14 protein-coding genes and 1 pseudogene are annotated in these 14799 nt (G+C 57.3%); 13 read left to right on the plus strand and 2 right to left on the minus strand.

The genetic code is table 11. The features are described 5' to 3' along the window. The first annotated feature begins 4 nt into the window (after positions 1–4). The 13 genes and pseudogenes from cysC to JCM25146_RS00875 all read left to right on the plus strand — a co-directional run bounded on the left by cysC (position 5) and on the right by JCM25146_RS00875 (position 12371). Positions 5–1885, plus strand: a complete 1881-nt coding sequence (gene cysC, locus JCM25146_RS00820) for an adenylyl-sulfate kinase (RefSeq protein ID WP_025825150.1) — start codon at positions 5–7, stop codon at positions 1883–1885. A 125-nt stretch (positions 1886–2010) separates the two neighbouring features. Beyond that, positions 2011–2862, plus strand: coding sequence for a sulfate ABC transporter permease subunit CysT (gene cysT, locus JCM25146_RS00825; protein ID WP_025825152.1), 852 nt, complete (start codon positions 2011–2013; stop codon positions 2860–2862). Further along, a complete protein-coding gene (locus JCM25146_RS00830; protein WP_025825155.1) occupies positions 2859–3662 on the plus strand; it encodes a sulfate ABC transporter permease in 804 nt (267 codons plus the stop codon). The genes cysT and JCM25146_RS00830 overlap by 4 nt, the downstream gene beginning before the upstream one ends. Further along, entirely contained in the window at positions 3659–4723 is a 1065-nt protein-coding gene (locus JCM25146_RS00835; RefSeq protein ID WP_025825157.1) for a sulfate/molybdate ABC transporter ATP-binding protein, read from the plus strand. Before JCM25146_RS00830 ends, JCM25146_RS00835 begins: the two co-directional genes overlap by 4 nt. Positions 4724–4804: 81 nt before the next feature. Beyond that, positions 4805–5152 (plus strand): DUF2849 domain-containing protein, encoded by a 348-nt coding sequence (locus tag JCM25146_RS00840; protein WP_025825159.1) that lies wholly within the window; start codon positions 4805–4807, stop codon positions 5150–5152. 24 nt (positions 5153–5176) lie between these two features. Then, on the plus strand, positions 5177–6868 hold the full coding sequence (locus tag JCM25146_RS00845; protein ID WP_025825161.1) for a nitrite/sulfite reductase: 1692 nt from the start codon (positions 5177–5179) through the stop codon (positions 6866–6868). After that, entirely contained in the window at positions 6855–7346 is a 492-nt protein-coding gene (locus tag JCM25146_RS00850; RefSeq protein ID WP_025825163.1) for a DUF934 domain-containing protein, read from the plus strand. Before JCM25146_RS00845 ends, JCM25146_RS00850 begins: the two co-directional genes overlap by 14 nt. 16 nt (positions 7347–7362) lie before the next feature. After that, positions 7363–8088, plus strand: coding sequence for a 3-deoxy-D-manno-octulosonic acid transferase (locus JCM25146_RS23105; RefSeq protein ID WP_051543842.1), 726 nt, complete (start codon positions 7363–7365; stop codon positions 8086–8088). Continuing rightward, positions 8064–8651, plus strand: coding sequence for a 3-deoxy-D-manno-octulosonic acid transferase (locus tag JCM25146_RS23110; protein ID WP_051543843.1), 588 nt, complete (start codon positions 8064–8066; stop codon positions 8649–8651). The genes JCM25146_RS23105 and JCM25146_RS23110 overlap by 25 nt, the downstream gene beginning before the upstream one ends. Before the next feature lie 5 nt (positions 8652–8656). After that, complete coding sequence (lpxK, locus tag JCM25146_RS00860) at positions 8657–9634, plus strand: tetraacyldisaccharide 4'-kinase (protein WP_408734898.1); 978 nt, start codon at positions 8657–8659, stop codon at positions 9632–9634. Next, a pseudogene (locus JCM25146_RS16265) lies at positions 9631–10550 on the plus strand (lysophospholipid acyltransferase family protein). Before lpxK ends, JCM25146_RS16265 begins: the two are co-directional and overlap by 4 nt. Positions 10551–10650: 100 nt before the next feature. Continuing rightward, positions 10651–11451: an inositol monophosphatase family protein gene (locus JCM25146_RS00870; protein WP_025825167.1), complete on the plus strand. Its 801-nt coding sequence runs from the start codon at positions 10651–10653 to the stop codon at positions 11449–11451. Between the two features lie 89 nt (positions 11452–11540). Further along, positions 11541–12371 carry a lipid-binding SYLF domain-containing protein gene (locus tag JCM25146_RS00875; RefSeq protein ID WP_025825169.1) on the plus strand — a complete coding sequence of 277 codons (831 nt, stop codon included), beginning with the start codon at positions 11541–11543 and terminating at the stop codon, positions 12369–12371. A gap of 50 nt (positions 12372–12421) precedes the next feature. Here the strand turns inward: JCM25146_RS00875 and mltG are convergent, their stop codons facing one another. Further along, positions 12422–13456, minus strand: coding sequence for an endolytic transglycosylase MltG (gene mltG, locus JCM25146_RS00880; RefSeq protein WP_025825171.1), 1035 nt, complete (start codon positions 13454–13456; stop codon positions 12422–12424). Next, a complete protein-coding gene (fabF, locus tag JCM25146_RS00885; protein WP_081774692.1) occupies positions 13446–14714 on the minus strand; it encodes a beta-ketoacyl-ACP synthase II in 1269 nt (422 codons plus the stop codon). The genes mltG and fabF overlap by 11 nt, the downstream gene beginning before the upstream one ends. Positions 14715–14799 lie beyond the last annotated feature (85 nt).

The following is a 14799-nucleotide window of genomic DNA, read 5'->3' on the forward strand; positions in this document are numbered from 1 at the left end:
GAAAATGAGTGATACGATTTCTTCCTCTCAGGATGCAGCAACCCCGATCGTTATTGTCGGGCATGTTGATCATGGTAAATCCACGCTGATCGGTCGTCTTTTGCATGACACGGACAACCTGCAGGATGGCAAGGTTGCCCAGATCATTGAATCGTCCAAAAAGCGCGGGCTGAAGATCGAATGGAGCTTCCTGCTGGACTCCCTGCAGATTGAGCGCGATCAGGGTGTTACGGTTGATTCCACACGTATTCCCTTCAGGCTTGATACGCGTGAATATGTGATTGTGGATGCGCCGGGACACCGCCAGTTCCTGCGGAACATGATTACAGGTGCCGCCGATGCGGAAGCCGCCGTGCTGGTGGTGGATGCTGTGGAGGGCGCGCGCGAGCAGACCCGCCGCCACGCCATGCTGCTGCATCTGATCGGCATCCGGCACGTCATCGTGCTTCTGAACAAGGTTGATCTGCTGGACTTTGATCAGGCCAAGGTCGAGGCTGTTGAGGTTTCGGTCAATGAACTGCTGGGCAAACTGGGGCTGGAAGCCGCCTATTTTGTGCCCGCTTCTGCCCGTGATGGTGATAACATTGCCAGCCGATCCGAGCGTATGCCCTGGTACAGCGGTCCTACCCTGACCGAAGCACTGGCCCGTGTTCCCACTCCAGCGTCCCGCTCGGAACTGGCTCTGCGCTTTCCCGTGCAGGATGTATACCGCTTTGGCGACAAGCGTTATGTTGCAGGTCGTATTGAGCGTGGCCGGGTGCGTGTGGGCGATACGGTAGTTATTGGCACACAAAAAACCCCTGCGCGCATTGCGTCCATTGAAAGCTGGCACACAGCGCCGCATGTTAGCGCTTCGGCTGGTCAGTCCATTGCGGTAACGCTGGAACCCGACGTTATCCCCGACCGGGGAGACCTGCTGCATCATGTGGATACCCCGCCCGCTCAGGCATCGCGCGTGCGCACACGCCTGTTCTGGCTGCGCCAGGAACCCCTGCGCGTGGGTGAGAGCTTTCGTCTGCGTCTGGCCACGGCAGAACATGCTGTAACGGTCACCAGCATTGAATCGGTTGTTAATCTGGACGACCTGACCATGCACCCGGGCACGGAAGTGCCGCCCGAAGGCTTTGCCGAAATTACACTGTCTGCTGCGGAAAACATCCAGTTTGATGCGTTTGCACCGGGGACCCCGGATGGACGCGGTGTTCTGGTGGACCTTCAGCAGCGTATTGTCGGTGGTGCGCCCCTTATTGGCCCTGCTGACATTGCTGTGGGTGAAAAATCCATTCACCCAAGTGCCAGTGTTGTGACAACCCAGGACCGCCAGCGGGTAAAAGGGCACAAGGGGCAGGTATTCTGGCTGACTGGCCTGTCAGGCTCTGGCAAAAGCACGTTGGCACGTGCGGCTGAAAATGCCCTGTTCAGCGCTGGTGTGGACGTGAGCGTGCTTGATGGAGACACGCTGCGTGCAGGCCTGTGCAAGGACCTTGGCTTTACCGAGGCAGACAGGACCGAGAACGTGCGCCGCGCGGCTGAAGTGGCACGTATCCTGCGTGACGCTGGTCAGGTTGTGCTGGTAGCCCTGATTTCCCCACTTCGTTCGGACCGTGAACTGGCTCGCCAGATTATTGGTGACGGGTTTGAGGAAGTGTTCGTGGATGCGGATCTGGATACCTGCGAACAGCGTGACCCCAAAGGTCTGTACGCAGCTGCTCGCGCGGGTAAAATTAACGGCTTTACGGGGATAGATGCTCCTTACGAAGCACCACAGGCCCCTGCCCTGCGTGTTGCAACGGGCGATGGAAGTGTGGAAAGCGCGGTCGCACAGCTTGTCTCCTTCGTGGAAGGCAGCGTGCGCGCAGGTAGTAACGCACGCGCGCGTTCCTGACAGGACTGCCAGTAAAGAGGCTGTCAGGGGGTAAAGCCTCTGGCGGCCACTTTTCAGATCACATGATACGCCTGTATGCTGGCTTTTTGGTCTGGGGGGGCAGGCAGATATATGAGTGTTGGGTCATGACACTGTCTCGTCTTGCTTTTTTCAGGGCCGGGGGCTCCGCGCTGCCCGGTTACAGGCTGTCGTTAACGCTGACACTCGCGTGGACGGGCTTTTTTATTATCCTCCCCCTGTCGACCCTGCTGGTTTACCCGTGGCAGGGTGGACCTGCAGCCATGCTGTCTGCCCTGCATGACAGCCGCATGCTGGCTGCACTATGGACGAGTTTTTCCTGCGCGGGCATTGCCGCAGCCTGTAACATTCCCTTCGGCTTTCTGCTGGCATGGGCGTTGGCGCGTGGTCATTTGCCGGGGCGCCGTCTGGCGGATGCCTTGATCGACCTGCCTCTTGCCCTGCCGACCGCCGTATCGGGTATTACGCTGGCCACGCTGTATGGCCCACATGGGTGGCTTGGTGCGGTGCTGGCAGAGTTTGGGATCAGTGTCTCCTACAACAAGACTGGCATTGTGCTGGCCCTTATGTTTGTCGGGCTTCCATTCGTTGTGCGTGCTGTGGAGCCTGTTCTGCGCAACCTGCCGCAGGAGCTGGAGGAGGCTGCGCACCTGCTGGGGGCAAGGCCATGGCAGGTGTTTATGCGCGTGATTGCGGCCCCCGTGCTGCCAGCTCTGATAACAGGTTTTGGTCTGGCTTTTGCCCGGGGGATCGGGGAATATGGGTCAGTTATTTTTATTGCCGGGAACCAGCCCTTTAAGAGCGAGATCGCACCGCTGCTCATTGTCGTGCGGCTTCAGGAGTTTGATTATCCGGGGGCTACGGCCATAGCGTTGGTCTTGCTGTGTGTCTCGCTTCTGTCGCTTGCACTTATTGGTGGTGTGCGGCGGCGTTTTGCCTTGTGGAGTGAACCGGCATGACCCGTTATCTGGTCTGGGGGGCAAGTTGGCTCTTCATTCTGCTGGTGCTGGTTACTCCCCCCGCCATGGTGCTGACCGAGGCGTTAAAGGATGGTCTGGCCGCATCGCTGGCAACACTATCTGACCCGGATGCACAGTCCGCCATCTGGCTGACCTTGCGGGTGAGTGTTGTGGCTGTAGTGCTTAATACAATTTTTGGTATTCTGGCGGCGTGGGTGTTGGTTAAATTCCGTTTCCCGGGGCGGCAGTTTCTGCAAATTCTGGTGGAATTGCCCCTGAGCATTTCTCCCGTTGTGTCCGGGCTTGTCTGGTTGCTCCTTTTTGGGGCGCAGGGGTGGTTCGGGCCTTTGCTGGAGCGATGGAATATTCACATCGCCTTTGCCGTGCCCGGTATTATTCTGGCGACGCTGTTTGTAACCCTACCCTATGTCGTGCGTACCGTTATGCCGGTTATGGAGGTGCAGGGGCGTGATGCGGAGGAGGCTGCCGTTCTGGCAGGAGCCGGGTTCTGGCAGGTTCTGTGGCACGTGACCTTGCCTGGTGTGCGGGGGGCTCTGCTGTCCGGGGTGTTGCTGACCACGGCTCGTGCGCTGGGTGAATTCGGAGCTGTCTCCGTTGTGTCCGGCCATATTCCGGGCGAAACCGAGACCATGCCGTTGCATATTGAAAATCTGTATAATGGTTACCAGTCGGTGGCGGCCTTTACCATGGCAGCACTGCTTGCCTTTATGGCCATGAGCGCTGTTCTGTTGCGTTCAGCCCCGGACTGGATTGCAAGATTGCAGGAGAAAAAGGCGTGAGTATTGAGGTCTGCAATCTGGTCCGCTTGGCGCCGGGTACGCAGCAACGGCTGCTGGATGATGTATCGCTCAAGGTGCCTGATGGTGCTTTTGTAGCACTTGTAGGTCCATCGGGTGCGGGCAAGACAACCCTGCTACGGGCCATAGCCGGGCTTGATGGCTGCAATAGTGGTAGTGTGCTGCTGGATGACCGGCCCATGACCAGTGTTAAGGACCGTGCCGGTCGTATGGGGTTTGTGTTCCAGAATTATGCGTTGTTTCCGCATATGACGGTTGCACGCAATATTGCCTTTGGGCTGGACGTATTACCCCGTGGGGAGCGCCCTGCCCGTTCCGCGATTGCCAAACGGGTTGAGGAACTGCTCGAGCTTATGCAGCTACAGGGCATGGGGGGCAAACACCCGGCCAAACTGTCCGGTGGCCAGCGCCAGCGTGTGGCACTGGCGCGTGCGTTGGCCACAGGCCCGCGTGTTCTGCTGCTGGACGAACCTTTTGGCGCGCTGGACCCTATTGTCCGCCGCTCCATTCGTACATGGCTGCGTGAACTGCATGATACGTTGGGCCTGACCACCATTCTGGTAACGCATGATCAGGAAGAAGCGCTGGAGATAGCCGACCGGATTGTGGTCATGCAGTCGGGGCGGATTATGCAGGATGCCACACCGCAGGATCTGGACGAGCAGCCTGCGACCGAATTTGTTATGGAATTTCTGGGTGAAGCAGTATCCTTTGCCGGAGAGGTGCGCCATGGACGTATGATAGCAGATGATGCGCTGGTACTACCTTTTGCGGTGCCCGAAGGTGTAACGGATGGCCCGATCACGGCCATGATCCGTCCGTATGAAATGACGATAAAAAAACCGGCTTCTGAGCAGGATGTGCTCAGTCTGTACGCAGCACCACGGGGCACACGTAATGGCTACAGGCATTATACGCTCCAGCTTGGGGAGCGTATTATTCCGTTCTACCGACCGGTAGAAGCCGCCGATGCGCAGGTACAGGGAGTTGCACTGGATATTGGTCGCGCCCGGTTGTTCCGGCAGGGGCTGTTGTGTGGATGACACGTGTTTCATGCGTGATATATTGATAAAGACGAAAATTTATGTAATTTTCTGTCGTGGAATACGCGGAAAGGTATGAGCGTGGATCGCAGGAATAATCGTCGTGATACTGAGGGTTGTAGCGTTGTTACGGCCAACCGTCTGCTTGATGGCCGGATTGTCTGGCTGGATGCACAGGGTAAATGGCAACTGAGCATTGCTCATGCTCGCCTTTTCCCCAATGACGGCATGGAGGATGTGCTGCGCTCCCAGAATGCGCGCGCAGGTGCAGACTATGTTGTGGGCGTTTACGGGGTGCAGGTCGAGCAGACAGCCCATGGCACAACCCCGCGTACCACGCGTGAACGTATCCGTGCTGATGGACCGAGTGTTCATGCCGAATTCACGCCCTCATGGCAGCCTGCCCCCGCTGCTGTGAGTGGCTCCTGACCTAACACCCCACGGACCAGAACCATGCCCCAGACCCCCACGCCCCCCACAGATGTCGGCCGGTATGCGTATGACGCGGTTGACCGCACTTTTCTCAAGCAGCGGGTCGAACAGTTCCGCGATCAGGTGCAGCGTCGCATATCTGGCGCCCTGAGCGAGGATGAGTTCAAACCCCTGCGTCTGATGAACGGGCTATACCTGCAACTGCATGCCTATATGCTGCGGGTGGCTATTCCCTACGGTATTCTCAGTGCTGGTCAGATGCGCACACTGGCGTATATTGCCCGCAGGTATGACCGCGATTACGGGCATTTTACAACGCGCCAGAACATCCAGTTCAACTGGATCAAGCTGGAGGATACGCCCGATATCCTCAATATTCTGGCTGATGCGGAAATGCACGCCATCCAGACCAGTGGGAACTGCATTCGCAACGTCACATCCGACCAGTTTGCCGGCGCTGCGCGTGACGAGGTACTGGACCCGCGTGTACATGCGGAAATCCTGCGCCAGTGGTCCACGCTGCATCCGGAATTTACGTTTTTGCCGCGTAAATTCAAAATCGCTATTTCCGGTAGTGCTCAGGACCGCGTTGCCGCCCGTTTTCATGATATCGGGTTGCTGGCCCGTAAGGGAGACAATGGGCGTGCGGTGTTTGAGGTCTATGTGGGCGGCGGTCTGGGGCGTACCCCGGTTATTGGCGTAAAGCTGCGCAATGACCTGCCCGAAGAAGACCTGATCGCATATCTGGAGGCCGTACTGCGTGTGTATAACGCGTATGGTCGGCGCGATAATATTTACAAGGCCCGGATCAAAATCCTTGTGCAGGCTCTGGGGCTGGATGCGTTCAGGGATGAAGTCAACGCCGAGTTCATGGCCATGGATCGCAACCGCTACCGCCTGCAACCCGAGGTGGTGGAGGCTATTCGCGCGCGCTTTGCCAGCCCGGTTTTTGAGGATGCATCCGCTACATCTGCTCAGTTGGCGGAACAGGTAAAAACCGATCCCGATTTTGCCACATGGGTTGGCACCAATACTCATCCGCACCAGCGGGATGGGTATTGCAGTGTCACCATTTCGTGCAAGCCTGCGGGCGGTATTCCGGGGGATATCACATCTGCCCAGATGGATCTTCTGGCCAATCTGGCAGATCAGTACAGCTTTGGTGAACTGCGTATCACACACCTGCAGAATGTAGTGCTGGGGCATGTGCGCAAGGACGGGCTGCTGGCATTGTGGCAGGTGCTTACAGCTAATGGTCTGGGTACGGCCAATGTTGGCATGATCACCGACATTATTGCCTGCCCCGGTCTGGATTACTGCGCTCTGGCCAATGCACGTTCCATTCCCATTGCGCAAAAACTCAGCCAGCGTTTTTCCAGTGTCACACTCCAGCACGAAATTGGGGCGCTGCGCCTGAATATCTCCGGCTGCATCAATGCCTGCGGGCATCATCACGCCGGTCATATCGGTATTCTGGGTGTTGATAAGCGTGGTGAGGAGGCTTTCCAGATCACACTGGGGGGCAATGCGGGGGAAGATGCCTCCATCGGCCAGATTATTGGCTCCGCCATGTCTGAGGACGAAACGGTTGATGCCATTGCCAGAATTGTTGATACATATCTGGTCCAGCGCAAGCCGGGCGAACGCTTTATAGAAACATGCCGTCGCCTAGGCGCCGCGCCGTTCAAGGATGCAGCTTATGCCACTGCTTGAGAACGCTCAGATTATAGAGGATAGCTGGACGCTGGTCCCCGACGACCAGCCCCTGCCTGATGGTGATATTCTGGTGCCTCTTTCCCGTCTGGCCGAAGGTCTGGGCCGCAACGGCAAGGGGCGTCTGGGCGTTGTGCTTAAGGCAGATGAGCGGGTAGATGCGCTTAGGGAGGCCCTGCCGCGCCTTGATCTGGTGAGCCTGAGCTTTTCCATTTTCCGTGATGGCAGAGCTTTTACACAGGCGCGCTCCTTACGCGAACATCTGCATTTTGCGGGTGCTGTACGTGTTACGGGGCATTTTCTGCCCGATCAGTATGAGTTCCTGCTGCGCTGTGGTGTGACACAGTTTGTCATTCCCGAGCAGAGCGATCTTGCTGTCTGGAAAAAAGCGCATGAACTGGTAACCCTTGCTTACCAGCCATCCGTCTTGAACGAACGGCAGGAAGGGTTTGCATTCAGGCGGTTCCTTTCTCCCTGATGGTCTGAAGACGTTCATGGACCAGCTCAAGGCCGTGCGGCGTAACGCCCGTGGAGCATTGGCGCTCCACGTCTGGGCGGCTTTGGGAACATGCCTAGCCCCTTTACTCCCTTTTTATCTGCGCAGGCGGCAGATGCGGGGTAAAGAAATTCCAGCACGTGTGCGGGAAAAAATGGGTTTCCCGTCCCTTCCCCGTCCATCCGGCCCTCTACTGTGGTTTCATGCGGCCAGTGTGGGCGAGGTTTTGTCCATTCTCCCTTTGGTGCAGGCCTGCCTGCGGCAAGAGCCTGACATAACTGTGCTGGTGACAACGGTTACCGTTACGGCCAGCACAATTGTGGCGCAGCGTTTTGCACATTCCCGCGTTGTGCATCAGTTCGTGCCACTGGACGTGCCACGGTGGTGCCAGCGTTTTCTGGATAGCTGGACTCCGCAGGTTGCCATTTTCACCGAAAGCGAGTTGTGGCCAACCCTTTTGAGTGCCTGCCATACCCGTGATCTGCCGGTGGTGCTGGTGAATGGGCGTATGTCTGCATCTTCTTTTCAGGTGTGGCGTCACATACCCGGTGTGGCACGGCATATGCTCAGCTGCGTTGCATGGGTATCGGCCCGGAGCAAGGTCGATGCACAGCGTTTACGCACTCTGGGGGCTACAACGCAAACCGATCCGGGGGACCTGAAACCGCGGCCCCGCCCCTGCCTGTGCAAGCAGCCGAAATGGCGCATTTGCAGGCGTTTATAGGGGCGCGTCCCGTGTTCGTGGCGGCCTCCACCCATGCGGGGGAAGAAGCGCAGATTGCTCAGGCTACGTATCTTGCCCGCCAGACCTGCCCTACTTTGCTGACCATTGTTGTGCCTCGCCACCCTGAGCGCGGGGCAGAGGTTGCCTCCCTTCTGAATTCCGCACCAAGGCGTGCGCTCGATGCCTTGCCCACTGCGCAGGATGCCTTTTGGGTCTGCGATACGCTTGGCGAGCTCGGGCTTTTTTTTCGGCTCGCGACCTGTGTTTTTGTGGGCAACAGCCTGCCGGGGTGCCATGGAGGCGGGCATAATCCTTTTGAGCCCGCACGCCTTGGTTGCGCCATCGCTACGGGGCCGCTGATCCATAATTTTGAGGAGGCGTTTCAGGCTCTCCATGGTTGTGTGCAGCATGTGCGCGATGCGCGCAGCATGGCGGCGTGGGTCGAGCAGATGGTAATGCACCCCAGCCGCCGGGCGGAGTTGGGGAAACTGGCACAACAGGTGGCGACTGTTAATGAAGCCCTGCCAGATGATCTGGCAGAGAAAATTCTGGCGCTTGTCTGATGCGGTTGTCCCCACCAGCATTCTGGCGTCACCCACAGGCTCGGTTATGGCCAGCACTACTGGCGCCGTGTGCGTGGGGTGTCGCGGCGTTTACGCGTCGCAGAATGCGCCGCGCGGGCTGGCGTGCACCAGTACCAGTGCTGTGTTGTGGCAATATGACGGTGGGTGGCACCGGAAAAACAACGGTTGTCATTGATTTGGTGCAGCGCCTGAATGCGCGTGGCCGCAAGCCGCATGTTTTGACCCGTGGTTATGGGGGGCATGTGGCGGATGGTACGCGTGTCGACCCTACCTGCCACACCGCACGGCAGGTGGGAGATGAGCCATTGATGTTGGCTCGGTACTGCCCTGTCTGGGTTGGTGGTGATCGGGCCTTAACGGCCCGCCATGCCGTTAAGGCCGGCGCTGATTGTCTGATTATGGATGATGGCTTCCAAAATCCTTCATTGGTTAAAACATTCTCGCTTTTAGTGGTGGATGGAGCTGTGGGGGTTGGAAATGGACATGTGCTGCCAGCAGGTCCCCTCAGGGAGCGGGTTGAGGATGCACTGGCCCGGGCGGATGCGCTGCTTGTAATCGGGGCGGATCAAACCCAAGAGGCGCAACACTTTGGTGCTTTGCCCGTCGTATGGGCTGAGCTGGAGCAGGTTGATGTGCTCCATAAAATCAGGGAGCTGCCCTGTGTAGCTTTTGCCGGAATAGGCAGGCCGGAAAAGTTTTTTAACGGTCTGCGTGCTGCGGGGGCTCATTTGGTGGATACGCTTTCTTACCCCGACCATTATATGTATGGCCCGCAGGATATGTTGAATCTGGCTGTGCGCGCCAGCAGGCAGGGTGCGCAGCTTGTGACAACCCCAAAGGACGCCATGCGCTTGCCTGCCAGTTTTCGTCAGAATGTTGTGGAGGTGGGGGTGCGGCTGGTTTGGCAGGACTCACAGGTTCCTGAACATATACTGGATGTATTTTTGGCACATAATTCATGAAAAAGCGGTTTGTAGCGATAAGGTACCGGCTGGAAGCCTTGCTTGCGGTGTCTTTGGTGCGTGTTCTGGAGCGTCTGCGCCCGGACCAGTCTTCCACGCTGCTTGGCTCTTTCTGCCGTTTTGTGGGGCCGTATCTTCCTTCTTCGCGGATTGTGCTGCGGAATCTCGAACTGGCCATGCCAGAGCTGGATGCGGCTGCGCGGGCACGGATTGTGCGGGGGGTATGGGAAAATCTGGGTCGGACCTTGGGCGAATTACCCCATCTTGCTGCCTTGGAGGAAAACACGCCAACCGGACCGGGGTTCGAGGTTCAGGGGGCGGAATATCTGGCACAGCAGGCTGCCCGTGGAGGCCCAGTTCTGTTTGTCTCTGGCCATATCGGCAACTGGGAAATGCTGCCCCCGGCGGTGGCTCGGCACGGCACACCTTTTGCCTCTTTTTACCGTGCTGCGGGTAATCCGCTGGTGGATAACCTGCTCCGCTCCCTGAGGAACAGGGCTATGGGAAGCAATGTTGTGCCTCTTTTTGCCAAGGGAGCAAAAGGTGCACGGGGTGCGCTGGCCTATGTGTCCGGTGGTGGTCGTCTTGGCATGCTGGTCGACCAGAAGATGAACGATGGCATTGAAGCCACGTTTTTTGGCCGCCCAACCATGACGGCTCCGGCTCTTGCGGCTATGGCTCTGCGCTATCGCTGCCCGGTTATACCCGGTTATGTTGAACGTTTGGGGCCTGCCCGCCTGCGCATTGTTGTTGAACCACCTCTGGAGTTGCCAGATACAGGAGACAAAAAGCAGGATCTGCAACTGCTGGTGCAAATGGTGAATGACCGTTTGGAAGTTGGATAAGGCAAAATCCTTCCGCATGGCTATGGCTGCATCGCCGTTGGGCCAAGGAATTGTACCGCGCGCAAAAATAGCTGGCATGCGGCATAGTGGGGCATAAAGCGGGTCGCCCTGTGGCGGGCTTGGCAGTAAGGTGCGGCGGACATATTTTTAGAATTTGGAGCAGCGATTTCCATGCCATCCCTCCCCAGCCCTGCCCTTGCCTACCGACTGGAAGCCGCGCGCGCTGTGGTGCATGATGCAGCCCGGCTGGCCATGTCCATGCGCCCCCCACCGGGTGGCCCGCAGGGAGAGTTGAAATCTGCGCAGGACTGGCTGACGGAGACAGATGGCGCGGTAGAGGCGTTTATTGCACAACGCATGCAGGCACTTTTCCCCGAAGATGGTTTTCAGGGGGAAGAAGGGGGCATCAGCCGCACAGGGAGCCTGCGTTGGGTTGTTGATCCTATTGATGGAACATCCAACTATGCCCGTGGTCGGTGCCGGTGGTGCGTGTCCCTCGGTCTGATGGATGGTGATGAACCTGTAGCCGGCGTGATAGATGCCCCTGCACTGGGTGAGGTTTATACGGCGCTGCGTGGGTATGGTGCTTTTTTAAATGGTAAACCCATCAAAGCCTCGCCCATACGTGACCCAGCCCGCTCCATGATTGAAATGGGCTGGAGTGGTCGTGTTCCCAAACCTGTATTCATGGAAAAAATGGACGCCATTATGGCGCTTGGCACTATGCCCCGTTCTGGTGGATGTGGCGCGCTGGCTCTGGCCGATGTCGCCAGTGGTCGTCTGGATGGGTATATTGAGATTGTTATCAACCTGTGGGATGTCGCAGCAGCCCTGCCTCTTCTGGCGGAAGCTGGAGCCGTTGTCTCACCCTTCCTGCAAAATGGTGGGTTAACGGGGGGCGCAACCATTCTGGCAGCTAACCCCTATATTGGTCCTGTATTGGCTGAGGCCGTTTCCATCCCGCTAAAATAACAGCATAAGGAATGACAGGCCTTTCTCGTGCCACAAAAGCATGCTTTTTTATTAATAATAAACATTGGCTCTTCGTGGAGAAACCCGGAATGCATTTCTTTAGACGGCTGTCTTCAGTTTCTCTGATCGTGGCGGCGACCATGCTGTCTTCTGGGGTGGTCGTGTGTGCGCAGGCTGCAGACAGCGCGCAATCCACTGTTGATAAAGCTGCCCTGACTGTGCAGGACATCTTTCTGGGTGCAAATGGGCAGAGCGCACTGGTCAACAACCTGGCCAAATCACGCGCTGTCATGGTCTGTCCCTCCATGTTCCGTATGTCCATTGCATTTGGCGGTGCGCATGGTGAATGTGTTCTTCTGGCTAAAGATGCGCGAGGCTCATGGTCTGACCCTGCGTTTTATAAACTGAGTTCCGCGTCTTTTGGTATTCAGTTGGGGGTACAGAGCTCCCAGATCGTCTTTTTCATTATGACTGATCGTGGTCTTCAGGCCCTACTGGATAGCCAGTTCCAGTTCGGGTCCAATGCCGGGGCATCGTTTGCCAATATGAGTTCGGCAGTAGCCAGCAGCAATGCCGGGGCCAGCAATACGGATATACTGGTTGCCCAGAAGTCTCAGGGTGTGTTTGCCGGTGCTTCACTCGGAGGCAGCAAGTTGACCGTCAACAGTGACCAGAACCGCGCCTACTACAAACAGAGCGTTGGCCCCGAAGATATTGTTGTAAGTATGCGGGTCAATAACCCGGATGCGGACCCGTTGCGTAGTGTGCTCATGCGTTATGCGCGCATGGCGCAGACCGCATCGGGTACGGCGGCATCTTCAGGGGCTGCCAATACCAGCAATGCAGTGAATGATAGCGACAGCACAGGCGCTACAGCCCCGAGTGGTGGTATTCAGCAGGAGAGCCTATCCCCGCGCTAAGGGAGGCCCCGCTTTTTTTTTATAAGCCAGCCTGCTACTGCCAGATGGCGTTAATGGCTGGCTTTTTGTTTGCGTAGCAGCCCAACATTATGGTTGTGGTCCGCCAGTGTGGCTGCAAAGTTATGCCCACCAGTGCCGCTGGCGACAAAATAGAGCATGTCCCCTTTTGCGGGGTGCGCTGCGGCAAGTAAGGCGGCCTGTCCTGGTGAGCAGATTGGCCCCGGTGGTAACCCAGCATTCAAATACGTATTGTATGCGCTAGGTGTTTGAAGGTCTGTATGGGTCAATGCTCTGTCCAGAGTGGGCCTGCCCTGTGTTAGCGCGTAAATGACAGTTGGGTCGGTTTGTAAGCGCATATTTTTTTGCAGACGATTGTAAAAAACACGCGCAATCAGTGGGCGCTCATCAGGTTGCGCGGTTTCTTTTTCCACGACTGATGCCATGGTGAGCAGGTCCTGCGGGCTGGCAAGGGGGAGGTCGGGGTCACGCTCTGTCCAGATCTGTTTGAGTGTCTGCGTCATGGCAGCCTGCATATGGGTGAGCAATTCCTTGCGGGAGCTGTTCCGTACGTAGGTATAGGTCTGGGGGAGTGTGCTCCCTTCAGCAGGCAGCGGGGTCTCCCCGGTTAGTAAAGGGGTGGCCGCCAATAGGGCCTGAACCTGCCAGGCTGTCATGCCTTCGGGAATGGTGATCTTGTGTTGCACGGGCTTTCCGTGCCGCAATATCCATAATGTCTGTTTAATGGAGACATGGGCAGGAAAATGCAGTTCCGCCGCATGGATTTGCCCGTCCTGACGAGTCAGGGCAAGAGCGCTTAAAAATATTTGAGTATTCCACCAGCCGGGTAGCACAACGCCTGCATTTTGCAATGCGTCCAAAGTGGAGGTGTAGCTCCCGTGGGGGACCACAATATCCTGATCGGTGGATAAGGGGCCGGGCTGGAGGTAGCTTTGCCAGCCCATAAAGGCGGTTAGCCCTGCGCCTGCCAGAAGGATAAAAACCCCGCCCCCTGACCACTTGAGAAAACGATTAAGTTTGCTGTGGCCTGAGGGGGTGGAGGGCTGCTTTTTGCGTTTAGACGCCACGCACGATCAGGCTGGCGTTGGTGCCACCAAAGCCGAAGCTGTTGGACAGTGCAACATTGATCGGACGCTGCTGCGCCGTGTGTGCCACACGGTCAATCACGCTCTCACGGGACGGGTTGTCCAGATTCAGCGTTGGGGGAGCCACATTGTCCCGGATGGCAAGGATGGAGAAGATGGCTTCCACCGCACCAGCCGCTCCGAGCAAATGCCCAGTTGCGGATTTGGTGGAGGACATGGCCAGCTTTTTGGCATCATCACCAAAAAGCCGTTCTACAGCCTCAAGCTCCAGATCGTCAGCCATGGTGGATGTGCCGTGGGCATTGACATAGTTAATGTCAGCCGTCGTCAGGCCCGCACTTTGCAATGCGGAGCGCATGGCACGGTAAGCACCATAGTGGCCTTCGGAGGGGGCGGTAATATGGTAGGCATCACCAGACATGCCATAACCAATGATTTCGCCATAAATTTTGGCACCGCGCGCTTTGGCGTGCTCGTATTCCTCGAGCACGACAATGCCAGAGCCTTCCCCCATGACAAAACCATCACGGTCCTTGTCCCACGGGCGGGAAGCCTGCTGCGGCGTGGCGTTAAAACCGGTGGAAAGCGCACGTGCAGAGCAGAAACCGGCAATACCCAGCGGGCATACGGTTGCTTCTGCACCACCTGCGACCATGACGTCGGCATCACCAAACATAATCAGGCGTGCTGCATCGCCAATGGCGTGAACGCCGGTTGCGCAGGCGGTTACAACCGAATGGTTGGGCCCCTGAAAACCGTATTTGATGGAGACATGCCCGGATACAAGATTGATCAGGGCGGAAGGAATGAAAAAGGGCGACAGCCGCTTTGCACGTCCTTCATGCACCGTAATGGAGGCGTCATATATGGTCTGAAGGCCACCAATGCCCGAACCGATCATAACGCCGGTACGGCATTTCTCTTCCTCGGTCTGGGGTTTCCAGCCGGAGTCTTCGACAGCTTCAGTTGCTGCCACCAGACCCATATGGATAAAGCGGTCCATCTTGCGCTGGTCTTTGGTTGGCACCCACTCGGAGAGTGTGAGCTTACCTTCCTCGCGCGGTCCCTCAGGGACTTCCCCCGCGACCTGCGCCGGGAGGTCACTCGCATCGAACTGCGAGATTTTACCAATCCCGTTCTCGCCTGCGATCAGACGTGACCATACGTTTTCGACACCGAGGCCGAGAGGCCCGACGATGCCCATGCCGGTGACGACAACGCGTCTCCGTCCAGAATTCATTCCGGCCGAAAGCAACAAACCAGCCCGCTCCCCATTCGACACATATCTGGTCCCTCAGCCATCTGAGGACCATAGTCCTGTAATT

Origin of the sequence: Acetobacter okinawensis JCM 25146 (assembly GCF_000613865.1) — a bacterium.
Taxonomy (GTDB): Bacteria; Pseudomonadota; Alphaproteobacteria; order Acetobacterales; family Acetobacteraceae; genus Acetobacter; species Acetobacter okinawensis.

Coding starts and splice junctions, on each gene's coding strand:
- JCM25146_RS00875 (WP_025825169.1), top strand. CDS start 11,541: ATGCATTTCTTTAGACGGCTGTCTTCAGTTTCTCTGATCGTGGCGGCG.
- JCM25146_RS00850 (WP_025825163.1), top strand. CDS start 6,855: ATGCCACTGCTTGAGAACGCTCAGATTATAGAGGATAGCTGGACGCTG.
- JCM25146_RS00870 (WP_025825167.1), top strand. CDS start 10,651: ATGCCATCCCTCCCCAGCCCTGCCCTTGCCTACCGACTGGAAGCCGCG.
- fabF (WP_081774692.1), bottom strand. CDS start 14,714: ATGAATTCTGGACGGAGACGCGTTGTCGTCACCGGCATGGGCATCGTC.
- JCM25146_RS00830 (WP_025825155.1), top strand. CDS start 2,859: ATGACCCGTTATCTGGTCTGGGGGGCAAGTTGGCTCTTCATTCTGCTG.
- cysC (WP_025825150.1), top strand. CDS start 5: ATGAGTGATACGATTTCTTCCTCTCAGGATGCAGCAACCCCGATCGTT.
- JCM25146_RS23110 (WP_051543843.1), top strand. CDS start 8,064: ATGGCGCATTTGCAGGCGTTTATAGGGGCGCGTCCCGTGTTCGTGGCG.
- JCM25146_RS23105 (WP_051543842.1), top strand. CDS start 7,363: ATGGACCAGCTCAAGGCCGTGCGGCGTAACGCCCGTGGAGCATTGGCG.
- cysT (WP_025825152.1), top strand. CDS start 2,011: ATGACACTGTCTCGTCTTGCTTTTTTCAGGGCCGGGGGCTCCGCGCTG.
- JCM25146_RS00845 (WP_025825161.1), top strand. CDS start 5,177: ATGCCCCAGACCCCCACGCCCCCCACAGATGTCGGCCGGTATGCGTAT.